This window comes from Vibrio sp. 14G-20, from assembly GCF_026241515.1.
Classification (GTDB): domain Bacteria; phylum Pseudomonadota; class Gammaproteobacteria; order Enterobacterales; family Vibrionaceae; genus Vibrio.
On the sequence record NZ_JAPHPW010000004.1, the window covers coordinates 149,190 to 175,020 of the forward strand.

The 25,831-nt window shown below is 42.2% G+C and carries 24 protein-coding genes and 2 pseudogenes; 4 read left to right on the top strand and 22 right to left on the bottom strand.

The genetic code is table 11. The features are described from left to right. The first annotated feature begins 82 nt into the window (after nucleotides 1–82). Nucleotides 83–322 carry a PAS factor family protein gene (locus OQJ75_RS05095; protein ID WP_004733935.1) on the top strand — a complete coding sequence of 80 codons (240 nt, stop codon included), beginning with the start codon at nucleotides 83–85 and terminating at the stop codon, nucleotides 320–322. A gap of 145 nt (nucleotides 323–467) precedes the next feature. Here OQJ75_RS05095 and OQJ75_RS05100 read toward each other — a convergent pair whose 3' ends face one another. From OQJ75_RS05100 to OQJ75_RS05120, 5 genes are all read right to left on the bottom strand, one after another. Next, nucleotides 468–2,192 carry a methyl-accepting chemotaxis protein gene (locus OQJ75_RS05100; protein WP_265971629.1) on the bottom strand — a complete coding sequence of 575 codons (1,725 nt, stop codon included), beginning with the start codon at nucleotides 2,190–2,192 and terminating at the stop codon, nucleotides 468–470. 617 nt (nucleotides 2,193–2,809) lie between these two features. Beyond that, nucleotides 2,810–3,226 carry a MarR family winged helix-turn-helix transcriptional regulator gene (locus OQJ75_RS05105; RefSeq protein ID WP_017629832.1) on the bottom strand — a complete coding sequence of 139 codons (417 nt, stop codon included), beginning with the start codon at nucleotides 3,224–3,226 and terminating at the stop codon, nucleotides 2,810–2,812. Beyond that, nucleotides 3,204–4,205: a CDF family Co(II)/Ni(II) efflux transporter DmeF gene (gene dmeF, locus OQJ75_RS05110; protein ID WP_265971409.1), complete on the bottom strand. Its 1,002-nt coding sequence runs from the start codon at nucleotides 4,203–4,205 to the stop codon at nucleotides 3,204–3,206. The genes OQJ75_RS05105 and dmeF overlap by 23 nt, the downstream gene beginning before the upstream one ends. Before the next feature lie 278 nt (nucleotides 4,206–4,483). Beyond that, nucleotides 4,484–5,347 carry a polysaccharide lyase family 7 protein gene (locus OQJ75_RS05115; protein WP_265971408.1) on the bottom strand — a complete coding sequence of 288 codons (864 nt, stop codon included), beginning with the start codon at nucleotides 5,345–5,347 and terminating at the stop codon, nucleotides 4,484–4,486. A gap of 203 nt (nucleotides 5,348–5,550) precedes the next feature. Further along, nucleotides 5,551–6,480 (bottom strand): LysR family transcriptional regulator, encoded by a 930-nt coding sequence (locus tag OQJ75_RS05120; protein WP_265971407.1) that lies wholly within the window; start codon nucleotides 6,478–6,480, stop codon nucleotides 5,551–5,553. Between the two features lie 119 nt (nucleotides 6,481–6,599). On the opposite strand from OQJ75_RS05120, the gene OQJ75_RS05125 reads away from it, so the two are divergent. Then, on the top strand, nucleotides 6,600–7,859 hold the full coding sequence (locus OQJ75_RS05125) for an adenylosuccinate synthase (protein WP_010441165.1): 1,260 nt from the start codon (nucleotides 6,600–6,602) through the stop codon (nucleotides 7,857–7,859). A gap of 413 nt (nucleotides 7,860–8,272) precedes the next feature. Here the strand turns inward: OQJ75_RS05125 and OQJ75_RS05130 are convergent. The 13 genes and pseudogenes from OQJ75_RS05130 to OQJ75_RS05190 all read right to left on the bottom strand — a co-directional run. Next, nucleotides 8,273–8,431: pseudogene (locus OQJ75_RS05130) on the bottom strand (transposase); the annotation flags it as partial. Between the two features lie 71 nt (nucleotides 8,432–8,502). Then, nucleotides 8,503–9,561, bottom strand: a complete 1,059-nt coding sequence (locus tag OQJ75_RS05135; protein ID WP_265971401.1) for a fimbrial protein — start codon at nucleotides 9,559–9,561, stop codon at nucleotides 8,503–8,505. Between the two features lie 83 nt (nucleotides 9,562–9,644). Continuing rightward, nucleotides 9,645–9,995, bottom strand: coding sequence for an OmpA family protein (locus tag OQJ75_RS05140; protein WP_265971628.1), 351 nt, complete (start codon nucleotides 9,993–9,995; stop codon nucleotides 9,645–9,647). 156 nt (nucleotides 9,996–10,151) lie between these two features. Further along, nucleotides 10,152–10,655, bottom strand: a complete 504-nt coding sequence (locus OQJ75_RS05145) for an outer membrane beta-barrel protein (protein ID WP_265971399.1) — start codon at nucleotides 10,653–10,655, stop codon at nucleotides 10,152–10,154. A gap of 50 nt (nucleotides 10,656–10,705) precedes the next feature. Next, nucleotides 10,706–13,237 carry a fimbria/pilus outer membrane usher protein gene (locus OQJ75_RS05150; protein WP_265971398.1) on the bottom strand — a complete coding sequence of 844 codons (2,532 nt, stop codon included), beginning with the start codon at nucleotides 13,235–13,237 and terminating at the stop codon, nucleotides 10,706–10,708. A gap of 35 nt (nucleotides 13,238–13,272) precedes the next feature. Beyond that, the gene (locus OQJ75_RS05155; protein WP_265971397.1) at nucleotides 13,273–13,992 is read right to left on the bottom strand and encodes a molecular chaperone; all 720 of its coding nucleotides are present in this window, start codon (nucleotides 13,990–13,992) and stop codon (nucleotides 13,273–13,275) included. Nucleotides 13,993–14,081: 89 nt separating this feature from the next. Continuing rightward, on the bottom strand, nucleotides 14,082–14,645 hold the full coding sequence (locus OQJ75_RS05160) for a fimbrial protein (RefSeq protein WP_265971396.1): 564 nt from the start codon (nucleotides 14,643–14,645) through the stop codon (nucleotides 14,082–14,084). 383 nt (nucleotides 14,646–15,028) lie between these two features. Continuing rightward, the gene (locus tag OQJ75_RS05165) at nucleotides 15,029–15,937 is read right to left on the bottom strand and encodes an IS5 family transposase (protein WP_265971395.1); all 909 of its coding nucleotides are present in this window, start codon (nucleotides 15,935–15,937) and stop codon (nucleotides 15,029–15,031) included. A 151-nt stretch (nucleotides 15,938–16,088) separates the two neighbouring features. Next, nucleotides 16,089–16,622 carry a cytochrome b gene (locus OQJ75_RS05170; protein ID WP_265971393.1) on the bottom strand — a complete coding sequence of 178 codons (534 nt, stop codon included), beginning with the start codon at nucleotides 16,620–16,622 and terminating at the stop codon, nucleotides 16,089–16,091. Nucleotides 16,623–16,669: 47 nt separating this feature from the next. Continuing rightward, nucleotides 16,670–17,338 carry a hypothetical protein gene (locus OQJ75_RS05175; RefSeq protein WP_265971392.1) on the bottom strand — a complete coding sequence of 223 codons (669 nt, stop codon included), beginning with the start codon at nucleotides 17,336–17,338 and terminating at the stop codon, nucleotides 16,670–16,672. A gap of 71 nt (nucleotides 17,339–17,409) precedes the next feature. Then, a complete protein-coding gene (gene def, locus OQJ75_RS05180; RefSeq protein WP_265971391.1) occupies nucleotides 17,410–17,865 on the bottom strand; it encodes a peptide deformylase in 456 nt (151 codons plus the stop codon). A gap of 13 nt (nucleotides 17,866–17,878) precedes the next feature. Beyond that, nucleotides 17,879–18,550 (bottom strand): EAL domain-containing protein, encoded by a 672-nt coding sequence (locus OQJ75_RS05185; RefSeq protein WP_265971390.1) that lies wholly within the window; start codon nucleotides 18,548–18,550, stop codon nucleotides 17,879–17,881. 535 nt (nucleotides 18,551–19,085) lie between these two features. Continuing rightward, a pseudogene (locus tag OQJ75_RS05190) lies at nucleotides 19,086–19,624 on the bottom strand (IS5 family transposase); the annotation flags it as partial. A gap of 575 nt (nucleotides 19,625–20,199) precedes the next feature. Between OQJ75_RS05190 and OQJ75_RS05195 the strand changes: the two are divergent. Together OQJ75_RS05195 and OQJ75_RS22565 are read left to right on the top strand one after the other, a co-directional pair. Continuing rightward, entirely contained in the window at nucleotides 20,200–20,301 is a 102-nt protein-coding gene (locus OQJ75_RS05195) for an IS66 family transposase (protein ID WP_416340668.1), read from the top strand. Further along, nucleotides 20,298–20,435 carry a hypothetical protein gene (locus OQJ75_RS22565; RefSeq protein WP_265971641.1) on the top strand — a complete coding sequence of 46 codons (138 nt, stop codon included), beginning with the start codon at nucleotides 20,298–20,300 and terminating at the stop codon, nucleotides 20,433–20,435. Before OQJ75_RS05195 ends, OQJ75_RS22565 begins: the two co-directional genes overlap by 4 nt. A gap of 279 nt (nucleotides 20,436–20,714) precedes the next feature. Here OQJ75_RS22565 and OQJ75_RS05205 read toward each other — a convergent pair whose 3' ends face one another. From OQJ75_RS05205 to OQJ75_RS05220, 4 genes are read right to left on the bottom strand one after another with little or no spacing between them, the layout of a single operon-like run. Next, complete coding sequence (locus OQJ75_RS05205) at nucleotides 20,715–22,349, bottom strand: FGGY-family carbohydrate kinase (RefSeq protein ID WP_265971389.1); 1,635 nt, start codon at nucleotides 22,347–22,349, stop codon at nucleotides 20,715–20,717. Between the two features lie 11 nt (nucleotides 22,350–22,360). After that, nucleotides 22,361–23,320 (bottom strand): ABC transporter permease, encoded by a 960-nt coding sequence (locus tag OQJ75_RS05210; RefSeq protein ID WP_265971388.1) that lies wholly within the window; start codon nucleotides 23,318–23,320, stop codon nucleotides 22,361–22,363. After that, entirely contained in the window at nucleotides 23,320–24,318 is a 999-nt protein-coding gene (locus OQJ75_RS05215) for an ABC transporter permease (protein ID WP_265971387.1), read from the bottom strand. The genes OQJ75_RS05210 and OQJ75_RS05215 overlap by 1 nt, the downstream gene beginning before the upstream one ends. Beyond that, nucleotides 24,311–25,804: a sugar ABC transporter ATP-binding protein gene (locus OQJ75_RS05220; protein WP_265971385.1), complete on the bottom strand. Its 1,494-nt coding sequence runs from the start codon at nucleotides 25,802–25,804 to the stop codon at nucleotides 24,311–24,313. The genes OQJ75_RS05215 and OQJ75_RS05220 overlap by 8 nt, the downstream gene beginning before the upstream one ends. Nucleotides 25,805–25,831 lie beyond the last annotated feature (27 nt).

Genomic DNA, 25,831 nt, shown 5'->3' on the forward strand with positions numbered 1-25,831 from the left:
AATATTGTATGACTTATATCACAGTAAAAGGACCTGAAAAGATTATAAAATAAGCGCCTCCCACTTAATGATAAAGAGACGAATGAACACTACCACCACTCTTGTTTATGACACTTTGAAAAGCCTTGCTGCTCACGCTCCTGAGCAACATGCCGAGATTCGCCAGCGTTTATATGAGCAGTTGAGCCTGCCATTTAACAAGCAGCTCTCGTTATACGCTAATGTGCTTGGTCCTATCAGCTCAGGTAAGTTAGCGGGATGCGACAATATTGATAAAGCGGTTGAGCTGGCACTGGATGTGCTGGAAGGCCGAAATAAATAATTCCCCTTTAAATACGTAATATAACGGCCCAGATCTTCCCCCAGATCGGGCCGTTTTTTTATTCTTGTCATTTATCTAGTTGAATTTTTGAAACAAAAAAGGCGCAGATGATCCACGCCTTTTGTTTTAGTAAGTTCTATGTTGTTTATGAAGTCTTGAATTGTGCGACCGCTTGGTCCATGTCGTTTGCTTGTTCTGCTACCTTATCCACTTCAACTAAACAATGCTGCGCCGAAGCGTTATTGTCGTTCGAAATAGTATTCAGTTCGGTGATTGAGTCGCTCACTTGCGCCATTACTGCGCCCTGCTCTTCAATCGCTGAGGCAATACGTTCTGAATTACCTTGGATGCTTTCCATATCGCTCAAGATAAGTTGCAAGCTCGCATCCAGCTCTTCCGAATCTTTAAGTGTTAGTTGGCCTTGTTGATTACACTCGCCAATTTCTGTCATCGACGCCTGCATCTGGCTTTGAATCGCACTAACCACTGAGGTTATTTCTGTGGTCGATTGGTGTGTTCTGCTTGCTAGTGCGCGTACTTCATCGGCAACCACCGCGAAGCCACGACCTTGTTCACCCGCACGTGCCGCTTCAATCGCTGCGTTCAATGCCAGCAAGTTAGTTTGTTCTGCAATGCCTTGGATGATGTTTACTGCATCGCCGATTTGATCAACATGATGGTTCAGTGAGCTGATCGAATCTTGGCTGCTTGAAAGACGTTCAGACAACCGGGTGATGTTGCTGATGGTTTCAACCACCACTTCACGTCCTTTATCGGCATTCACTTTCGCTTGATGTACACCTTCAGCCGCAACCGATGTGCTTTCAGAGATCTCGCCAATGGTGAGTACCATCTCTTGAACTGACGTTGTCATTGTAGAGGTGTGATTTGCTTGAACTTCAAACTGTTTGATTACTGACTCTAGCTCATCATGCATGTTCGATGTGCTTTGTGTCAGTTGCAATGATTTAGATTGAGAGGCAGCGATAAGACCTTCCAGTTGATCAAGCAATTGGTTGAAGTATTGGCCTAGCGTGCTGAGTTCGTCTTTACCATCTAGGTGAGAACGAATAGACACGTCGTTTGAATTTACGATATTGCGGATAACCGAAAGCAGTGACTCAATTTTGCTAATGATGGAACGGACGATTAACCAGCTGAACAAAATGATCGACACAAGCAATGTGACGCAAAGAATGTTGTTGATCAGCGATAGTTTGTCCATCTCTTGCTGCGTTTGTTGGTCTAGCACCGCCGAGAACTCTTTAAACTGAGTCTCGATAACGTGTGAACCAGAACGCGCTTCGCCTAGCAGGCCTTCGTTATGCTTCAAACCGATCACGCGCTTCTGCTCAACCACTTGGCGAGCCGCGTCGATCAAAGCAGCTGAACTACTCATATTCGAAGTTATAGAAAGAACACTCGGGTCAAACTCCCCCTTCTCAATTAAGTCATTGAACAGGTAAAGCTCAATTTTTTGTTCAGCACTGGCTGTCGCGCTGATGTTATCGAGTAAAACATGAAACTCGCCTAGCATGCCTTTGTCACGTGCTAGACCATAGATTTCGCTCGCTTTGACTAGGTTAACAAAGCTGGTGTGGTAGGTTTCGATGTCTTCACGTAGGTGTGTGCTGTTGGCTAAACCTAAATCACTGAGCACTGTATCTAGCTCAGATTCAGACGCTAAGAATTTGTTGTAGTTTACGTCGAACTTGTCGAGGTATTTCATATCGCTACGCAGTAAAAAATCTTTCTCGTTACGGCGAAGGTTGAGCAATCGCACTTCGAGCTCTTTGGTGATTTGTTTGGCTTCACTCATTTTAGCGGTGGTGTCTGCAAATTGTGATGTGGTAAACAGCAGTGAAATCATGCCGAAGATGGAGAACATCCCCAACGAATAGAGCTTTTTCTTTATATTCATATACTTGGCTCGTCTTTACTAAATTAACTATGAGTATCTAAATAAATCGCATCAAAGAATGGATAACCCACTTTCGCGACCTGATTATTGTTATGTTTTTTATATCGATAATGAGCGTCTAAAACTGTGGCTTCTAAGTCCACTAGCTATGACGTTCTCAATTGCATTTAAACAGCAAATGAATCAGCCAACTAAAGTTAACTTTATCAATAACACAAATTTATTACATGTACATTAGTTGAATGATAAAAGTGAGAGACAGCTATTTGACGGAGTGTGAGGACTTGAACACCTTGCTATGTAAGGCTCTGAATTAAAACGCTTTGGGTGATTATTGACCTATCGGTTGTAGGTGACACTTTTTTGGCTCATCAGAGGAGCACGAGCGAAGAGCAATATTGGAGATTTTGACTAGATTTTCAAACGGTGAATCCATCGATTGGTGATTGTACAATCGAGCGTAAACAGCAATGAAAATGAACCTACTCAATTCGAGTCAGGTCCATTTTTAGATTTCTAGTCAATCGCTTTATAGCGAATAAGCGAGTGTTTGAACTTAAGGCTGACTAAAACGCTTTCACCATCTTGGTTAGGCACTTCAACAACACCGCTCTTTCGTCTTCTTCGATGTCTTGCGTCAGCTCATTAACCAAATTCAAGTGGAGTTGGTTATGGTGAACGTGGATCTTCTGACCTTCATCAGTCAATGCCACCACAATTGCACGACGGTCCGTTGGGTGTTCATGGCGCTCAATCAATTCAGCTTTAACCAACTTTTCGATTTGAACGGTAAGCGTACCCGTGGTGATACCCAACTTTTCAGCGAGCTCTTTCATTCTTAACGCGCCATGCATACCAAGTACTTCAATGGTGTGTACTTGAGCCAGGGAATAACCCGTCTCTTTGACAACAGACTGCTCCCACGAAGACATTTTATCGTAGAACTCGGTCAGTATTTGGTTAAGCTGTTCTATATTTCGCATGGTCGTTTGAATGCACTTCAAGAGTAAGATGGTTAATCTTATCAAACTTGGCGAGCATTTGTTTATATTCAGAGACGGTTTTATTACTGTTTGATTCAAGAGTAATCGCTGCTGAATAATGATGCCCACTCACCTTCCACATATGGAAATCCGTGACCGACGCATATGGCGTTAAGGCTTCTGTCACTGAGTCACGATAATTTTGGTCGATATTCTCATCCAGCAGGATTGGACTGGTTTGTTTCATAAGGTTCATCGTCCATTTGGCAATCACTACTGCACCCACCATACCCATAGCTGCATCTAACCAGTTCCAACCGTAAAACTTACCAAACAACAGTGCGACGATCGCCAGCAGAGACGTCAATGTATCGGCCAAGACGTGCATGTAGGCCGCACGCAAGTTGTGATCGTGATGATGTCCTTTGTGAGCTGCGTGTTCTTGATGTTCATCATGTTGATGGCTATGGTCGTGGCTATGCCCCTTATGTTCAGAATGAGAGTGTTCATGTCCATGCTCGTGTCCGTGATCATGATGGTGATCCCCTAGCAAAAACATACTCACGACATTCACTGTCAAACCAATACACGCAACGATAATCGCTTCGTTAAACTGAATCGCTTGTGGGTTGAGCAAGCGATGTACTGACTCCACCAGCATCAACAACGCCACAATACCCAATGCTATCGCGCTGGTGTACCCGCCTAACACGCTGACTTTGCCCGTACCGAAAGAGAAACGTTCACTGTCAGCATGCTTCTTGGCGTAACGGTATGCGAACAAGGTAATACCAAACGCTGCTGCATGCGTTCCCATGTGCCAACCATCAGCAAGTAGCGCCATAGAACCGTAAATGGTACCGGCAACGATCTCGACAACCATGGTGATAATAGTTAACAAGAGAACGTAGAAAGTACGCTTTTCACCTTGCTGATTGTGTGAAGAGAAGTTGTGTTGATGACGTGTTGGAAAACTCAAAATAGTGTCCTTATCTCATGATTATACTGGCTGGCAATTCGTAACCAATCCATACCTTGATCATCAAGTAGTTTGATAATCAAATCAATTACTGGAAATTTAGTTTGATTCTCAAACATTGTCAATGAGGAGTTTTGTTTAGCTAATAAATGATATCGAGAATTAATTGCTTCTACACTCTAGGATCAATTGAGATTAGCTAAATGACTAGCACAAAAAAGCCCACACTGGGTGGGCTTTGTTCTAGGCTACTTGGCCGTTAATACTTAGTTTTGGTTTTAGCTTTTATCCACGATGTACTCTAACTTGTGGAAGTTTGCTTGGCTTTCACCATCTGTGTATTGATTATATACGCCAGCTTTAAAATAGCTGGTTAAGCCACTCCAGTAATCGATGTTATGGCTCACTTTCTGTTCGCCGTTCACGTTAATGACGAGTTTTTCATCCCCAACAATCACGTCAAAATCTGTTGGCTTCGATTCAACTGGACCAAGGTGGTAATGCTTGTAGGCGTTGCTTGCGCTACACGCTTCTTTACCTATGTTGTCTTTACCGCGCTCACCTTTGCAAATTAGATTATTAGCTTTAACAATCGCCCAGTAATGCCCTTTCAAACCGTCCGATTCTTCTTTCCAAACCACACGTAACAATGGGTGTGGGATACCTTTTTCACCAGTCTTCACCCAACTGCTGTTATGAACCTGAATGTAAGTGATTTCGTTTTGTTTCGAAGTAGAATTTACCATCGATGCTTCTGGTTTTACTGGTTCAATCGACGAATTTAAACGGTAAAAAGTATCTGGCAGATCACTACGAAAGTTTTCAAGCACGCGCACTTCATTGCGTCTATGGTCATTGGCCATTTTGAAAACCAAGGCTTCACTTTCTTTGTCAACAAAGAAAGATTCGTTGACCATGCCTGTAAAGTTACTGTCTTCAGCAATCTGAAATTGATTGCCCTTCTTACCATTTGGATCAGAAATTTGTAGCTTTGATGCCGATAGAATATTTGAGAATTGAGAGTAGTCGGCAGGAACACCGCGGTCTTCAGAGGGTTTATTCATATCAACAGATGCTGTTGCCGCACTAGATACTAGTAATACACTTGCGAAAGCAATAGCTCGAGAACGCTTTATAGTCATTTATTGTTTCTCCATTGTAAGGTGGAAACAGCATAAATTATTTGTATTATAATATTCTTTAATGGCGTTTAATTTTGTGATGTTCACTCCAACGCACCGAGTCAAAACTCCATATCCATCACATTTATAGGGCTATAAGATATGCGTTCATTTACGCCAAGTTGTGTTATCTCTTGGTGACAATATTTTATTGTAACCTACTGTCACTCCGCGTTCTTATCGTCTTTGCGTTGTAACAGAGTAATCTCTTCATTCACCCAGCCTAATAGCTGCTTGGTCGCTTTAGACAAGACTTGGTTCTGCCTAACAATATAACCAAGACTGGTGCTAGAGAAGTTCTTCAATGGTGTTACTTTCGAATTTAGGTGATGTTTGGTTGATACCGCAAATTCAGGAACAATCGCCACACCAAATCCCGCTTCCGCCCAGTCGATTTGAGCGTCGACACTCCCTACTTCCATCACCCTATAACTAGGTAGATTAAGGCTCGGTAAACCTTCATCAATAAAATCACGCGTTCTTGTATCGTGGCCAAGTAGAATTAAGGTGAGTTCAGAATCATCTTCTGAGCCTTTAACCTCATTTTTTATCTTTCTATCTAGCCCTTGAGAATAAAACCCTTCGCCTAACGCACACCAGGAAAGCTCCTGAAGCTTAGTGAAATACAATGACTCGTTGTGCTGCTCTTTGGCGATAACAAAACCAATATCCGCCTGAGCATTCTTAACTAGGCTCGATGCTTGAGATGACGTGGTATTCAGCAACGTGAGATCGATACCCGGATACTGCGCTTTGAACTTCTGGAACGGGCGAATCAACAAGAATCGAGAAATAATGTCACTTACAGCAATGGTTAACGTCCCTATTTTAAGGTCGTTAATGGCGTTAAGATCGGCCTGACACATTTGCAATTCCAATAACGTTCTTTGGCTTGTCTCTAATAGCCTTTCACCCGCTTGAGTCAATTGGAATGGGCTTCTCTCAATCAACTTAATACGTGTGGTTTGCTCTAACTGCTTTAGGTGCAAACTCACATTGGGTTGTGTCATGTGAAGCGCGTTCGCCGCTTTACCGAAATGTTTGTATTTCGCTAACGTCACAAACGTCTTCAACAAATTAATATCAAGCATCATCTTTCCTCCGATATCCCTACATATTATATGAGATCCTTATCAAGATAATAAAGATAATTAATTTCTCTTATCCACCTTGTAGGCCTAACATGATTTCTCAATCAGTTAGGAGAAAAGTTATGCCATCTATTGTTGTTGTAGGCGCAAACTGGGGTGATGAAGGCAAAGGCCGCATCGTCGATTTTTTAGCAGATCAAGCCTCTGCTAGCATTCGCTTTCAAGGCGGAAACAATGCCGGTCATACCGTAGTAAACGACTTCGGTACGTTCAAACTGCATCAACTGCCTAGTGGTATTTTCAATCCTGATTGTACGGCGGTTCTTGGCCCTGGCATGGTGATAAGCCCTGCTGCGCTAACTCAAGAGATTGCAGAAGTTCAAGAGGCTGGCATCAAAGTTAAAATGGCGATCTCAGATCGTGCGACACTATGTCTCCCTTTACACGCTCTTGAAGATACACTTGAAGAAGAACGTTTAGGCGATGGCGCTTACGGCTCAACACGTCAAGGTATTGCACCAGCGTACGGCGATCGCGTAATGAAAAAAGGCATTCTTGTGGGTTGGCTGAATCAGCCTGAGATTTTAGAGCAGCGTATTCAGTTCCTGCTTGATTGGAAAATGCCTCAACTTAAAGCGCTATACCCTCAATGTGACTTCACTCAAACCGCTTCTGAAATGACAGAGTGGCTACTTGAAGTGACTAAAGCTTGGCGTCCGTTCATTTGCAACGTGACTGAGCCGCTTAAAGCACTTCAATCACAAGACGCAAACTTACTATTTGAAGCTCAATTAGGTGCAGGTCGTGACCTTGTCTACGGTGAATACCCATGGACGACCTCTTCTAATGTAACTGCAGCTTACGCAGGTATCGGTAGTGGCTTACCTGCCCTTCGTCCTGAGCGCGTTATTGCCGTTGCTAAATCATTCAGTTCATCAGTGGGTACTGGCACGCTTGTTACGGCAATGGAAGAGCAAGACAGCTTCCGCGAAAGCTCTAACGAATACGGCGCTACAACGGGTCGCCCACGTGATATGGGCTACTTTGACGCAGTAGCAACTCGCAACGGTGTTGACCTGCAAGCCGCGACTGAGATCGCACTGACTAAGATTGATTGCTTGTCTGGTTTATCTGAACTTAAGATCTGTACGGCTTACTCAGGTGAACACACAGAGAACCCAATTTGGCCGCAAACTGCCGAGCTAAAACCTGTTTATGAAGATATGGCAGGTTGGGATGAAGACATCACGGGTTGCCGCACCTTTGAGAGCCTTCCTCAAGCGGCACAAGATTACGTGACTCGTATCGAAGAGTTGATGGGTGTCCCAATTGTGATGGTATCGGTAGGTCCAGAGCGCGAGCAAATGATCATTCGAGGTTAGTTTAGAAGACTACTACACCCACATCTACATCTAAGCCCACACTAGGTGGGCTTTTGCTTGTTCATAAAGAACGAATTTGGTGCCGTTCATGGAGTCTGACATCAAGAGAACGGTAACCTTTTTAGAATTTCCTTTTCTTCTTCAATACGCTTGATTTTCTTTAAGGTTAAGGATTTCTCTTTGCTCGGAGTCAATGGTGATTCATTGGGAGCCTTATCCAGCTTTCTAATGTTGTTCTTCCAATGCCGGTTTCTTTGTAGGTAAGTCCCTTGTCGAGCACTAGCTGAGCGCACTCAAGCTTAAATTCTGGGTTAAAAGTGCATCTTTCACGCTTAGTTATAATGTCACCTGATTAAGAGATGGCCCTACATCACCTCTTAATCAGGTGGCCAAATTCACTATACCACTTCACTACGACGGATATAGGTGTAATGCGGGCAACTTAACGGTACGTGGATAGCTAAATCACTGAATCGACGTGGTCTACCGCGCTTATTCTGTTTGCTTTGCGTCCACCCGCTTATCACCCCTTCATCAATCCAAAAGGCCAGAAAACCACGGTTAATGCGTATTTGGTTATTTTGTAAAGAGGTTTAGGCATAAGACTACAGTAGACAGTAAATATAACTGAACAGATCGCAGGTTATAGATATTCAAACACAATAACAGCCCCAGCACTAACCGACCCCACCGTAATACTTGATGAAGTCTGAACATAACGAGCTTCAAAAGGGATTACATGTAACGTCTCCGGTAATGATTCATCACCGACCAAATAGAACTTATTATTGCTGCCAAAACTTATAAGATTTCCACCGTATAATAACTGAACTCCTACTCCAGTTGCTGTAGATGCTCCATCAAGAGATAAGTTAGGCCCTACGTTAGCTAAATAATTTGAATCCCCAACATATGCATAGACAGAAGCGCCAGCTTGACAATCTAGACTTAGAGTAAACGATTTCGAACCAGTAGTACTGCCAACTCCTGAGAATTGCGGTTTAGATACATTGGGAAGGCTGACCATGGTATCTACAGATCCAGGAGCAATATTACACGTGGAAGGGGTAACAAGCACATCAAAACTATAATTGATAGGCTGCTCATAGTAGATAGGCAAGGTTCCCGTGCTTCCCGAAAGCCGGGATGTCCCAAGTGTTCCTGACACGCTATACATCCCTGGAAGCACTACATCTTTAACAAAAAATTGTACTTTATAGCTGAAACCGTACCAACCTTCATTATCAGAATGCGATCGTAGAAGGATCTCGGTGGCACTTGAAACTTCATGCCACTGAGACGCACCAGGTGAATTTCTATAACCATCCCCAACAGTGAGCTTATAAAATATATTCGGATGGTTCGTAGTGAATACCGGAGCCGGTATTCCCAGAGAAGAACTCGGAGTACCAAACGGAAAAAACCAATGTGAACTGCCACCCGGATCGTCGCAATCAGAAAAAATGTATGTTAAGTTCGTTCCCTGGGCTGGTATCGTTTCAGCTGATTCTCTATAAGTATTTAGTGAAGTATCTCCTGATGAAAAACTGTCCATCGACACCGATACGCTACTATAACCACCATCATAAACCTCAACTGAGTTGCAGCCAGCAAGCGTGTGGCCAGAATATAGTACATATACACTAAGCCCGATACCTTCAAAAAATATATATATAAATGCTAATTTCTTTTTTAAGGACATTCTATAACCTCCATAAACCAATGCTCTTGTATTGACGCACTACTATTTAAAATTCTACTACCATCTATTCATTTGTATTATTATCAATACTTAAAAGATGAAATAATAATTTCTACACGCCGGTTCAACGCACGGTTTCCGGCGTTCGATTGTCGACAAGAGGTAAGCTCTCCCTCCCCCATGCCTTTTGCCGTAATTCGCTCACGTTCGATACCTCTCTCTTCCAACTGCTCAGAGACACTCTGAGCTCGATTCAACGACAACGTCTCGTTATACAAATCCAAGCCCCAAGAATCAGTATGGCCAACCACTTCAACGTGCGCGTTCACATGCTGTTTCAAAAGCTTCGTGATCTCTTTGATTGCGTCACTACTCTCTTTTGTCTCAATCATTTGATCGCTATTAAACTCAAAACTTACTTCCTTCAATAGCATTTCAAATATTTTGACGGGTTTATCAACCACCTTAGGGCCGATTTCCTCGACGATCTTTTAGCGAGGTTGCTCTTTGCCTTTAAAGTGATATGTAATACCCGCGAGTAACGCATGGTTGTCATAATGGTCGAGGTCACTATCCCCGATATTGTGCGTTTATTTGTAACCCGCATTCAAGTAAGCGTGACGATTGCAACGGTAATTAATACCCAGCTCTCCCACAGGTGAGAAGCCACTGTATTTATCATCGACAGCAATCGAGTCAACAGTTTGGTTTGATTCTATTGTCCAATATGCCGCACCGACTCGGGTATACACACTAGTGTCTCTCTGAAAATACCAATCATAACGCACCGCGGATTCGAACAACCCAGTATCTGAATCGTGCTCAGTGACACCCGTATCACCTAAATAAACATACCTAATATCCCAACTCCAATTTTCTGTAAATTGAGAGCCAATCATGGCACCCAAACCACCTTGCTCTGACATAAGACTGGCGCTCGGGCTCGCATAGTCAGCATGAGCACCGATAAAGGAGTGTGGGTAAACCTCCCCACCCTCTGAGCTCGATGCCGCAAAGCAGTCGTATGAAACCAACACAACCACTACGAGTTGGATATAAAATAACGTTTTAAGTTGACTTATTTTCCCTTTCACTCTGAACAACCTTGAAAGAAATGTTTCATCCCGGAAACTATAATTTATTTTCATGCGACCACTCGTTGACATTTCGCTTGTAAAATCTTTAAACCATTAGATTTATTACTGTTTATCTCATATTGAACGACACATTGATTAGTGTCGTCACGCCCCCAAGAGACGAATAACTGGCCTTGATACGTCGACACCCTCGCGTATATTTGGCTCCCCTGACCCACATTACCCACCACAGTACCGTCGGCATCAGTAACCTCCGCGCCAAAAGGGAGATTCTCACCATCAAACTTGGTGTTGATGACCAAAGGAATGCCCAACTTAGAATTGAACTTCAACAACACAATCGCATTCTCATACGGCACCACGCGCTGTGAGGTTTGGTCTAATTCAATGTCAATGGGCGCATTTTCTAAACTGATACTGACGTTGTTTTCACTGTACGGATTCAAATTCGCAACTACGGCATAACCATTACTGTCGATAACTGCACCTTGGTTGCCCGACACAATCGCGCCTTCAGCTCCCTTAGCTTCAATCAGGCCCATGGTTACGCCGCTAGAAGGGCTTAGCGTCACCCCGCCAGAATGACCAAGGATTGTCCCAGACAAACCAAAGCCTTGGTTGTTGTAATCGTCGCCTTTGCTCACGTTCGCAGAAACCGTTGCGGCAGAGCCGACATAACGAGCATTTACGTCAAGTGCAACGTCACCGCTCGCGTTGTTTCGAGTGGCAGCGATACCATAACTGGCTTGATTTCGGTCCCCAACGGATTGCGTCACACCGACTTGTTGACTCCCTCCGCCTTCACCATCGCTGTAATAGTTCGCTCTAACATTCAAAGGGGTTCGACCATAAGACTGCCCAATTGGCAGAAACAGATTCAATGCATAACTGGTTTGAATTTGACCTTGAGCGTCTTCATTTCGACTGATGTTCGCCCCCCAACTCAAGCTATTCACATTATTCGAATAACCCAGTTGGAATTGATTTTTGTAGTCGTCTTCATTCCAATAGTTTTCCAGCGTACCCGAGAAATACACTTGCCCCCACGAGTCGTAAATCTGTTGACTTACCGTTAAATTGAAACGGTTTTTTGAGGTCAACAAGTCATCTGTCCCTTGTCCTCGTTCAATGTCATCACGTGCCGCCATCGCTGTAGCGTAATCCAAATAGCCTTCAGTGGAAAAACGATAAGCCCCTAAAGAAAAGTTACTTCCCGTCGACACCAGGTTTTTACTATATTTCACTTCAAAGCTTTGACCACTTGGGTCGTCATACCCTTGCTGAAGTTGAGTCTTCGACTGCGTCACACCGACAGAGAAGGCGCCAAAAACAGTCCCGATACCAACGCCGCCTTGCAGCGCAAAGTAGTCTTGGTTAGCACGAACCCCGCTGTAAGCGGTGATAGAGTTCGTTAATCCTTTCTCGTAGGTTGCCTCTAACAAGGCCGGGCTCGACAATAAATAATCGTTTTGATATTGCCCAACCACCAGTGAGTAACGGTGTGACCCTACACGGAGTAACTGGGTCAGAGAATCATAAGGTACCGATAAGTTTTGCTCTGTCCCGTCCGCTTCTTGAATAACAACATCCAGATACCCACCAAAACCCATTGGGTATAAATCGTCAATCAAGAACTCGCCTGGGCTAACCGTCGTCTCATAGATTATCTGGTCATTTTGAGCCACAGTGACTCTCGCGCTGGTTCTTGCAACCCCACGAATTTGCGGCGCATAGCCTCTCTGAGACTCAGGCAACATCAACGGCTCATTCATGAGTTGCGCACCAACAATAGGAAGTGAGTCAAAAAGCTGTCCAACACTGTTCGCTTTACCAATGATGGCTTTGCCTTTGATTTCAGGAATGGCCCTTTGTAAATAGGCACTCACCGTGTTGTAGGTCGTTTCATTAGAAGACGACCAGTTAACGGTGCCATTATGACGTAGGTACCAAGAGCCTACATTCACACCGTTAGACAAATATGCATTGATGGACTGGTGACCACTACTTGAAGAGTTGAAACCGGTAATATTGTAAGAGCTGAACGCTGCATTGACGCCGGTATCCCAGTGTTTAGGGTCCGTTGCACCGCGAGCTTCACGCGCCAGGTAGATTTGTGGGACGCTGATGTTTAAGCGCGATTCACTCAAGTCATAGCCGACAGATGAGGCAGGAAGGTACGTTTCAAGGTCAACACAATCGCCAGCCTGAGAGCGCTCATACAAAAAAGATTCCGGCAGTGTGGCTTCTTCAAAATGAACATAATCCAACATCGCTTTTGTCACGCACACCACCGAGGTATTTTTCTCGTCCGTGCTGACCGTAACCTTGGTATTTATCACATAGCGTTCATTGATATACAGGCTTGAAATATACTCGCCCGGCTGGATGAAGTCTGCTTGTGAAAATCGCCCTATGTCGACGTTATCAATTCTCAGAAATGATTCATCGAATTCAATCTCATCATCAGCCAAAGCAAAATTACCGAACACCGCTAAGTTGGCTTGGGTTATCAATATAGCAAGAGGAGTATTGACTCTCTTTCTTAGGTTATATAATGATATTTCATTGATGTTGTTCACTGTATAACTCCTTAAAGAAAGTAAAACTAATGGGTTTATTTAGGCTTTGATTTATAAACGTTGAGAGCACCGTAATCGTCGATATAGGAAATGGTTATTTCACTGCCCTTTGGGATATTTTTTAAGTTATCAAAATAAAACCCTTTCGTGCTTTTCGGTGAAATCATCGTTCCTTCGGTCGAATACCCCCCCCCGTCAACGTTCACAGACACATTCGTTATCGAAATATGATATCCCGTTGGGTTATCTATCTTTAACCCACTGGTAACTGGATTGAATATCAATTGATTTACCGCATCACTTGAACTACCTTTTAATGCCGAAGGCCGATAAAATAGTTTTATCCGAGTTCGAAAAGCCATTTTTAAGTGATTATCTTCACTGTTTTTTTTACTTTTAGAAGGCACAGCCAAGACGTTGAGCCAAAATACAGACTCTACCTCTTTGCTTAATTCACCTTCGGTATAAAAAATCCGAACACTTTGTCCTTTCCCCGCGTTAATTCGATTAATCGGTGGGGTAATAACAAAAGGCACCTGTATCGAGGACGGTGTTTCGTTATCGTTCCCCGTATCAATCCAGCTTTGAACAAGAAAAGGTTTTTCATCCGTATTGGTTAATCTGACGGATGTTTCACGTTTTCCTTCATTATAAATAACCCTTGTTGTATTAATCACCACACCGGCTTGTGCGCCGAATATAATACAACCCAACAACAAAACTGTGACGGTTCTCATGCAGTCTAAATAATACATTATGACCTCTAAAAAATTATTTATAATGAACGTTATCCATCCTGTAGGAAATATAGAAACGCGACGGTTCCTATATTTCCAATAGAGCATTACTTGTAGTTCATCGAATACACAACAGAGCTACTCACAGTACCTGCTGTAGATTGACCCGTCGCATAGTACTCAACACTGTAGTTCAGCGTTGCAGTACCTGTACCAGAAGTACCTGCAATAGTCTGGTAATAGTTATCAGTAAGTTGAGACGAATCACCGACAGTGATTACAGATTGGTTGCCATCGAGAATTTGCAATTGGACATTGGTTGCCACACCTGAGTTGTTCAAACGACCTGTCGCAAAGTCAACATTTGGCCCCGATTCAAAAAAGGCAGTAACCTGTGTATCTGCTGGGCTTGTCGACATCGTACAACCAGATAGTTCAATAGAGAAAGTCGTTCGACCAGCGGTATCAGCCGCATTAGCTAAATTCGCTGCATCGACAGTAGGCAATGTAATGATAGAGTCACCCCCTTGACCATCAACAGAGACAGTACAAGTCGATGCCGTCACCAGACCATTGAATGTAATCTGACCTTGACTTGCCTGCGCAGAGTTTAGGACAAAGAATGGTAACAACACAGTCACCAACAATTGAGTTTTATTTTGATATTTCATATATATTCCTTACGTAGATAGCCTGTAAATCTCAAATTTAAAGTATCTATATTATTGGTAGCTTACCAACATCATTGGTATTGCTATTGGTATTGGTAAACAATGTTTAGCGCCATTACCAGTAAGCAAGGCACCTTAAACACTCGACAAAAACGATCAAGTGAATTGTTTTATTTTTAATATTAATTAAAATTGTGAAATTTTGTTTTCACATCTTTCTTTGCTTAATTTAGTTCCATCAATTTAAGCAACAAAGCCCGCGGGTACACAAAACCATGGGGTGTTACCCGTGGATGAATGACAACTCCGCATGGGGTTGTAACTGTAAGGGCGTTGTTGATCAAATCAGCTTGAAGAACAACAGTGCCATATATGACTATCCGTTAGTTTCTAACGGGCATACCTAGTCCTATGACTTTGTTTATAGATTTAACATTCGCCATGATTTCACCCACTTGAGCGTTGTAACATCTCAGGCTCAGTTTGCCGCTTGTTAGTCCTTTATATCGAGACATTGCAGTCTCAGATATTGAGCGATAGTGATAACCAGATTCAGCTTTCCATTCCGCTATCGTCCCGCTTTTCAGAGCTGTTACTGCTTCATTTCTAGGATGCTCATCTTCCCAAAGCGCAGCATTCTTTCGAGGCGGTATCAACGGACTACAGCCTTTGTTTTTCAAAGTCTCATGACAACTTTTTGTGTCATATGCTCCATCAGCAGATACGGTATGGATCTTTCTACGTAACGGGTTGAGCAACGTGGGTAGCACTTCGCTATCGCCAACATTTACAAGACTGACTTCCGCACTAATGGCCTCATGAGTTTCTACATCAACAGCTAAGTGCAGTTTGCGCCAAGTTCTGCGTTTTTCGGCGCCGTGCTTTTTCACTTTCCATTCACCCTCGCCAAAAACTTTGAGACCAGTCGAGTCAATGGCTATATGGCGAATAGCTCCTTTGGATCTATTGCGATATTTGACCTGAACTGTCTTCGAGCGTTTGCTAATACAGGTATAGTCAGGGGACCTCAGTGGAACATCCAATAGCTCAAAGATAGAATCAATAAAGCCTTGAAGAGCACGTAATGGCAGAGAGAAGATCCCCTTAATCATCAAGGCAGTTTCGATCGCTGTATCAGAATACTGGAAACCTCTACCACGCTTACCATGATGGGTTGTACATCGCCATGCATCTATGGCTGAATCATCTATCCAGAACGTAACCGAGCCACGCTTGCACAGAGCCTTATTGTATTCCGCCCAGTTAGTTATCTTCTTTTCCGATTTACCCATGTCACCACCGTTCTAATCACCATAAAAGATCAGATCACAGGACTTGGAAAAGGTTCAGCTGATTTAAGCAACAACGCCAACTGTAAGTACCTCGTGCATGCATATAGATAGGGATTTCTTAAATGATTTTTTAATTATCTATCCTTTAGATTTAATCATTCCCAAACATTCGGTAAAGGGAATTTTGATTATTAATGTACTGTCTTTTAATAGCACCCAATACATGTAGGGATACAAACAGAACAACCCAATTGACAGAAACATGGTGGGTCATAGATGCTAATGTAAACAACCATTCGTTCTTTTCACCTAATGTAAAAACTTGTTGACCGAAGAAACTAAATCCTCGACCGCTTGATACGCTCATCATCAGACCTGAAACTGGCATGAGCACAGTAAAAAGTAGCAAAAGGAACTGTGTAAATTTAGCTAATAGATCTTGCCAGTCTGAGTGATCCGTACGAGATATAGGCCCTTCTTTTAAACGCCATGCGATGCGCATTAATGCTATTAGTAGGAGTATAGCCCCCAAAGATTGATGGCGTGAAATCAACAGCCCTTTCGCTTCTCCCCTTGGCAGATCAACCATATAGAACCCAATAACGAAGGTGGCTAGAAATAGTACTGCTGTTAGCCAATGTAGGATGATTGTTTGCCAAGTAAGATTTTTGTCTATACCATTCATCTTCTTATCCTTCTTTCCTGTTATATTTTCTGATTGTCTTTATAAATTTAAAATTCAAATTTTCGTCCCATGTGAACAATGTTTACATCTGCATATCCGAGCCTAACAGATTCAAACTTCTGGCTTATCATGTTTGCTTGGAGCTCGTCTTTAGCTAAAATAGAAATAAGGTAGGTAGGCCTTTTAGACCTTTTACTTTCAAACTCGTGAATATTAATAAAAGCAGAACTCACTGTACCAACCTGATTTAATGCGATAATTTCTTGAAGGTCTATTCCAAGTACGCGATCAATTTCCATGAGCTCAATGTCATCTTTCCAGGTAAATGTAAGTCCATAATTGTTATTTAACGGTGTATTATCTAACCATTTTTCGCCTAAAACGACGATATTATCTAACTTCATTTCTCCACTCTTCACCATAGGTAGAGAGGAAATCATCTCCTTTGCTTCTTCAGAATTGTCACTTTGAAGCACCAATCTGAATGTTCTAACCTTATATTGACCAATATCATCTGTTTTTATATACATGTCTTTAATTTTGCCATTTTCGTGCATCTTTCGTAACAAATCCCTCTGCTCAGATGCTAAATGACTAATACGGTCAGCATCATTTTCTTTTATTTTCAAAGAAATACCAAAACTTTCGGCATGTGCGTAACCAAATCCCAAAAATACACTAAGAATTATGGATAAAATTTTTGAAGATGTTTTCATTTTATCTCTCACTATAAATATGACATGATTTAAAATTATTTTTCTCTTATACAACCAATTATTTCAACTAGTTAATCTTTGTTTAAGTAGTCTATAAATAAAATTCCTTCTAAGTGATCGCATTCGTGTTGAATAGAGGCCGACAACATCCCCTTGGTATCCATAACCATTTTATTTCCAACAAGGTCTGTATAGTTGACACGGATTCTATTAAGTCTTGTTAATCTCGTTCCTATTTCACCTAAAGACAAACAGCCTTCATAACTCAACTGTATTGACCCATCGATAGACTCATAACTTGGATTGATAAATGCGGTAGATTTGTTTTTTTCAGGGTCCAAGTCGATTACGAATAGACATATATTTTCTCCAACCTGAGGAGCGGCCAAGCCAACAGCATAATTGCTTTCCATTGTTTCCATGAGATCTTCAACCAAGTTAGTAACTTGGTTATTGATTTCTCCAATTGGTTTTGAAATGGCTCTTAGCCTAGAGTCTTCCATTGATATGATATCTAAAATAGCCATAACACTTTCTTCTTTAGTTAAATAAAAAGCCTTGTAGTAATGGAGTTTCTACCTGAAAATCGCGCATTGCTTGGAGCTCTTTTTTTGTCTCGATTTTTTCGAAAATTATTATTGGCTGAGATACCAATCCCGATACAAACTTAACAAAAAGGCCTTTATCTACTTGGGTTGTTATATCCACCTTTAAAAAATCGACACAATTCATGCACTTTACCAATAGAGTTCGCCAAGTTATTTCATCAATAATATAATCATCGACAGCAATCTTTAACCCTTTTTCCTTCAGATAGAACAAGTTTTTTAATATTGCATGGAACCTAAGTTCCTCAAATTCCCTTTCAGTTAACTCTATGCATAGATTAATACCACTTTGGTTAAGATATCGATGTACAAGAGCAATATCTTTACATATATCCAAGTCCTCTAACTGCCAAGGCTCTACATTTATAAAAAGAACCTGACCTGGCTTGAATCCTGTGCTTTTGTTTTCCCTCTGAAATCTAACCAAGGTTTTCAATTGATTTCTTAGTAATAGATTAATAGTTGTTCGAGATTTAGGTGTTAGTGAAAGAAAATCCAACCCTAGATCTTTATAATTAGCTGTTAGTATTTCAAACCCAAATGTAGAACCTTGTTTTGTTACTATTCTCTCCAATTTAACTCTCGCTAACGGAATTTTTTTCATTCATTTCCTACTCCAAAGATCGGCTTTCTTAAAATAAGAAAGCAGTTAAGAAATTTAAGTTGGGTCCCAATTGAAATCGATCGCTACAGTACATTTTTGAAATCAAATCATCGAAATAATAAATAACTATAAAGAATTCATGTTGTTCTACTATATTTGTATTGTTACCAATTAAAGTCAATACCAATTTAGGGGTATAACATGGGGAAGAAAGGTCAGTAATTCCGACTCCCCGGCAAATAATACAGGCCTAGTCATTCACTAAGGTTATATTATTTCATTTTTATGTCAGTTTAATTTTAAATTTATGACACTTTAGTTTTATGTGCGCAGCGTTCACAGTGATTAGAAAATTAGAACTTGGGTAAATTTTTAGATATAATTAAAAGATGTCAGATAAATGATTAATGATTTAAGCACACTTCAACCCCAAGTAGTAAATATATTCTCTGAGATGGCAATTTGTATTGCATGAATAGCTAATCAATACGACTTTGTTGCGTAATTAAATTTAGAGATAGAGCTACCCTGTTATTTGTTTCAGTAAGTTCGGGAGTACTTCTCCATCTGTAACCGTTGATAAACTTAGCTCGACGGCAATGATCTCATGAGTGTTGGTATCGACGGCAATATGAAGCTTTCGCCAGACTCTACGTTTGCCATCCGTACCGTGTTTTTTGACTTTCCATTCACCTTCGCCATAAACCTTAAGGCCAGTAACATCAATGTCTAGGTGCTGTATCGCTCCTCTCGTTTTAGTCTTAAATGAGACCTCAACTTGCTTGGCTCCACGACTGGTGCAAGTGTAATGCGGACAACTTAATGGAACATGGGCTAACCTAAATACCGAGTCGATAAATCCTTGCAGCGCTCTCAGTGGCATAGAAAAAACTCGTTTTACCATGAGCGCTGTCGTGATAGCTAAGTCACTGAATCGACGTGGCCTCCCGCGCTTATTCTGTTTGCTTTGCGCCCACCCGCCTCTTCATCCATCCAAAAGGTCAGAGAACCGCGGTTAATGAGTGATTGGTTGTATTGCTTCCAGTTGGTTGTTTTGTAACGAGGTTTAGGCATAGGGCTACGAGAGGGAGTGGACGTAGCTGATCAGATCGTAGGTTCTTGATTTAGTTCCATTGAATTACGCAACAAAGCTCCAGTAAATGCCGAAAATCGGCTTAAGTCAGTGTCCGGAATTTGTTGACAACTACATAATCATCATTCAGATAACCAGAGCACTTTAGGGCTAGGCTCAACCCCTTTCTCTTTGAGAATTATATTATTCATAAGGGTGCTGGTTTTGTTGAGTAATTCAGCTTCGTGGTAGAACAGTCCCGTTTCATGTGTTTTTAATCAACGTGACAAATTCCATACATACCACTTCAAAAAACGGTTATTCAGCCCTTTTATTATCGTCATGTAAACCACATATCTGGGCTTTGCAATACCTTAATCTCTCAGCAACATCAGGGCGGGTTACCCCTTTTCTTCTCTGCGTCCACCTTCCTATTACGCCTATTACTTCTACAACTACCCGCTCCCTTTCCTTCAAAACTGAACAAAAAAAGCAAATTACTATAGCTCACTCATAAAAACATAAAATATAACACCGATTAATATTGTAAATTTTGCTTAATTATAAAAACAAACCAGTGACTCCCTCTTTGCTCGCGCAAATTATCACGAACAAATACCACTACGCCCTGCCTCTCTGTCGTCAAGAATCGTTGTTCAAGCAAGCTGCAAAACAATGAGTCAGTGGGTACTGCGTTGCGAAGAAGATATGGCCGGCCTAGCAACTCTGTTCCATGAAGACGCCATTTTTATCTTGAATAGTCAGGGTGACTTTGCGAAAGGCCCGAAAGCTCTCATAAGATCTAATTGGTAAATAGTTGGCGGTCCCAAAGGAACCGCACTTGAAGTGATGAGATATATAGATGGAGGTTGGTTTATATGTTATTGACAACCCAAATGGATTTTAACTAAGTACAAAACCGTAGCTATTGAGAATCATAAAGTATTGATAGTTAGTGCTGTGACCAAGAATACGAACATTCCTATTGTTCTCAATTTGAAAGCTTCAGATATTAAAGGTCTAGGTAACTCACTAGACCTTTATTCTCTAAATAGAACTAACTACAGCGACTAACAATACTAAATGAACTATCTATAACTCTCCCATTAAACGTTTGTACGCCACGTCATCTTCATACATCTTGTGAAATACTTTATATTTCGCGTCATAGAACCGCTTAATCTTCTCAGTTTGTGGCATTACGCTCTTACTGATGCGACTCATGGCATTCATAGCGTCTGGGATATCACTGTAGAAATCAGCGGCGACAGAGCCGAGCATTGCAGAGCCCAGCAATACGGCTTCGCTTTCTTCAGGCAGCAAAATCATACAGCCAGTGGCGTTAGCATGTTCCTGTAAGAAGACACTATTCTTAGTACCACCACCGCAAGCCATAATGGTATCAATCTCGTATCCAGCTTCGTTCACCACTTCAATGATATGACGTGTACCTAAAGCAATACCTTGTAACGTTGCAAGATATTGCATCGCCATATCATCAATGGTTTTCGACATTTTAAGGCCAGTAATAGTGCCAGTTAAATGAGGATTAGCACGTGGCGAACGGTTGCCATGGAAGTAAGGCAACACATGGATATCTTTCGTCAAAAAAGCTATATCTTCTTTGCTACCAGCAAGTTCTGACAAACGGTTATTAAGCAATTGATAGATGGTTTGACCCAATTTATCAGCCTGCTCTTTAGCTCTGTCATAGATTGGATGTGAAGTAATAATGTGGTCAATCAAAGCACCCGTTGCTGATTGCCCACCCTCATTAAGCCAGTAACCAGGTATCATTGCACCGTAGTATGCCCCCCAAACCCCATCGATAAAACGTGCCGTTTTTGATGCCGCCATATGGCAAGAAGAGGTTCCACCAATCAAAGCCAAACGTTTATTGAAATCCGCTTTTTCACCCGTCATCCCCGCAGCACCTAATACTCCTATACCACCAGCGTGTGCATCGATGATTGAGGTACCAACGGCTGTTCCGGCCACCAGGCCGAGATCATCCGCCGCATGAACCGTTAGGCCATCCCCGACAAGCTGACCCATTGGTAAAATACGATCGCCAATTGATTGCGCGTTATCTTCAAGTAAGTCTTCTAAACCTATCAGTTCAAAGAAACTCTTATCCCACTTACTTTCGTGACCAAGGTAAGTCCATTTACATACAGTTGAACAAAGGGATCGACTAGCATCAAAAGTAGCTTTCCAAGTCAGAAAATCTGGTAAGTCAAAGAAATAGCCTGCTTTAGACCATGTATTGTGCATATTTTGTTTTAGCCATAATAGCTTTGGTGTTTGCATTTCTGGCGAAATACGGTTGCCAACATATGCCAACACTGGGTGTTCAGTAGTGTTGATGCGGTCAGCTTGCGTGATAGCACGGTGGTCCATCCACATCACAATATTTTGTTCACTACGACCTGTTGGGCTAACGGTTAAAGGTTCGCCTTTGTTGTCCAATACAACAAGTGAGCATGTAGCATCAAAACCAATACCTTTTACTTGAATAGGATCGATATTCGCTTGTGAAACGGCGTCTTTTACTGCCAAACACACGCACTGCCAAATGTTTTCTGAAGATTGCTCAACGAAGTCTGCTTGCGGCTTAAACATTTGGGTATCGCGCTTCGCTTCACCGACTTTACGCCCATGAGCATCGAATACACCTGCTCGTGCACTACCACTGCCTACGTCAACACCGATAAAATAAATACTCATATCCTTCCCCGTTAAGCCTTATTTTTTTGTAAGAAGATAAATAGAATCAAGATGCCGCCCCACAGCGCCATAGTGAGATAACTGCTCACTCCCAGTAAATTAAGACCACTTTCTAACGTTTGCAGTACAATCAGTGCTAAGCCAATACCAATAATTCGTCCAAAACCACCATCTGGATTGATGCCACCGAGCACTGAGGCCAAAATCGCAATTAATAAATAAGACTCTCCATAACCAGCTTTAGCTGAGTTGAATTTTGCCATCATTACAATTGCAGCCGCCCAACATAGAATTGAAGAGAGCGCATATACATACAATGTGGCTTTTTGAGTATTGATGCCTGAGAATCTTGTTGCTTTCTCGTTAGAGCCCATCAAGTAAATCGTGCGACCAAGACTTGTATGCTCAAGTAAAGCCCACAAACCCGTCGCAAAACCGACAAACAAGATAAGTGGCATAGGGATGCCCATTAACGAGCCATTACCTAGAACCAATAGTGCTTCAGGGAATCCTGAGATTACGCTGCCACCTGAGATAAGGACATTAAGGCCATTGATCAACGTCATCATACCCAAAGTAGCAAGAATTGGAGAAACTCCAACATAAGCGATTAATGCTCCATTAAGAAGGCCAATTACTACTGCTGTAATCAGACCACCCGCCAGTGCTAATACCAACATCGCAGAACTATCTGGTGCTTGGGTTATGATGCTCGCCATAACTAAGCCACATGCATTAGTAGTAGCGATGATCGATAGGTTAATACCACCAGTCAACATACATACTGCCATTGCCAATGCGAGTAAACCCAATAGCGGCATTTGCGATGACATCGATTGTAAGTTGCCGATTGAGAAAAATGCTTGACCGCTGGTAAATCCCATCACCACCAAAATACCAACTAAAATAACCAACAAGTAACGAATGTTCTTATCCGTTGGCAGCTTTAAACTATTTAGAACCTGTTCCATTATGCCCCCTGCGCAGCTTGTTTCTTCTCATTAATCGCGGTTATACTGATACTGCAAACAATAATCAAACCCGTCACAACGGTGTGCCAGTAAGAAGGCACGCTTAATAGTGTTAAACCGTTTTTCACTACCGCTAACAAAATCACACCTAAAATCACACCGAATAAGGTTCCTTTGCCTCCCGTCATACTCGTTCCACCAAGTACTACAGCCGCAAGCACAGTAAGCTCAAAACCCATTAAAGAGTTTGGCGCCACCGATTGAGTAATTTGTGTTTGAACTACTGACGCAATACCCGCTAGCGCCCCCATGTAACCATACACAAACAAATTGATGCCAAAAAGGTTTATACCTATACGGCTCGCGGCATCAGCATTACCACCCACAGCGTATATTTGAAGGCCTAAACGCGTTTTCGACATTAAAAACGACGTTAACGCAATCATGGCAATTAACGTCAGAATTGGCAGTGACAAGCCATAGTCATAACCATCGCTTCCAGTGAAGCTAAATAACTCAACACCGTCCATGAACCAATCAGGGAAACCATATAGCCACTCGCCATTGCTAAAATAAATCAGTAGGCCGAAGAACAGGTTCAACGTGGAAATGGTTATGATAATCGCCGGTACTTTGAGCTTATAAACCAATGTTGCGTTAATCATACCCAGTAGCACACCAACCAATGCGGCAATACCAAAGGCAATCATAAAGTTACCGCCAATACTTAGAATGTATGTGGCCGCAACATATTGGGCAATTGCTGCCGTGGCGGGAAATGAAATATCAACCCCACCAGCAATAAGCACTACAAATAGACCACAAGCCATGATGCCAAGTAACGCCGAGCTTACTGACATATCGAAGATATTACCTAACGTAAGAAAATCTTCTGATGTCGCGGTCAGTACCGCTACAATCAGTACGATCATTACGGAGAGATAGAATTCGTGACGCTTGCTAAACGAAGCCAATTGGCGCTTAAATTGATTATGCATTGACGGCCTCCATGATTTGTTGCTCTGAGCAATTAGTCGGTTGGAAGTCATGGGTAAAACGTCCTTCTTTCATCACAATCACTCGGTGGCTGTTGTAAAACACTTCAGGAATTTCATCACTCACCATAATGATCGCCATACCACTTGCAGCGAGGTCTTTGGCAATGTTGTAGATGGCTTCTTTGTTAGCGACATCAACACCGACTGTCGGTGAGTCAAGAATCAGAACTTCGGGCTCTGCCGCGATCCACTTGGCAATCGATATGCGCTGCGCGTTACCACCAGAAAGGCTAGTAACAGGCAATTTTGGATCTGCGACTTTGATTGATAGTGATGAGATAAGCTTTGCCACTAGCTTGTTGGCTTTAAGATGGTCAAGTACACCCGATGGCTTTTGTAGACGCTTTAGTACCGAAGCAGTAATGTTGTCTTGAATCGACTGGTCCATGACTAATCCAGTTGACATACGGTCTTCTGATACATAACCAATCCCTTGCGCGATCGCATCACGATTGGAGCTAAACGACGTCAGTTGACCATTAATTAGGATTTCGCCGCTGTCAGGCTTATTCATTCCAAATAATGCCATGCAAAGCTCGGTACGACCCGCTCCAAGTAATCCAGTAATGGAGACGATTTCACCTGCACGAACCGACAATGACACATTGTGATATTGACCTTGTTTAGTCAGGTTTTTTACTTCTAGCTTCACATCACCTTGTTGTTGGTATGGCGCTAAAGGCGAAAATTCAAAACGTTGACCTGTCATTAAAAATGCCAACTCGTCGCTATCCACTTCATCGGTTTGATAGGTACCAATGGTACGGCCATCACGGATAACGGTAATGCGATCAGAGATCTCCATCACTTCGTCGAGTTTGTGGCTAACAAAAACAACGGTAACACCTTTCGATTTGAGATCCGCAACAACTTCGATCAGGTGATTGACCTCAGTACGAGTTAACGATGCGGTCGGCTCATCCATGATCATTAGCTTGGCGTCAGACGCCATCGCTCGACAAATTGCTACCAATTGACACTCTGCAATCGAAAGTTGCTCTACACGCTTATCCAATGGTAGCTTCACGCCTACTTTCGCCATTGCTTTAATCGCAATCTCTTCGATACGCTTTTGCTGAACTAATCCCTTTGTCCACTCAACATGATCTTGAATAGCTATGTTTTCTGCGACGGTAAGGTTAGGGAAAAGCGACAAGTCTTGATAAATAACTTGAATGCCATGTTCAATTGATTGTTGCGGATTTAAGCGTGGATATTTTTTACCTTCAAGTAGAATTTCAGCACCTTTTTCCGGCGCATGGACACCCGAAATCACTTTGAACAATGTGCTTTTACCACAGCCATTCTTTCCAGCTAAACAGTGTACTTCGCCTTGGTTGAAGGTTAGGTTAATACCATCCAAGGCTTTCACAGAGCCAAAATGTTTTGACACCTTCTTGAGGGTAATGAAAGGAGTAACAGACATATGAATTTCCATAAATCATGGGGTAGA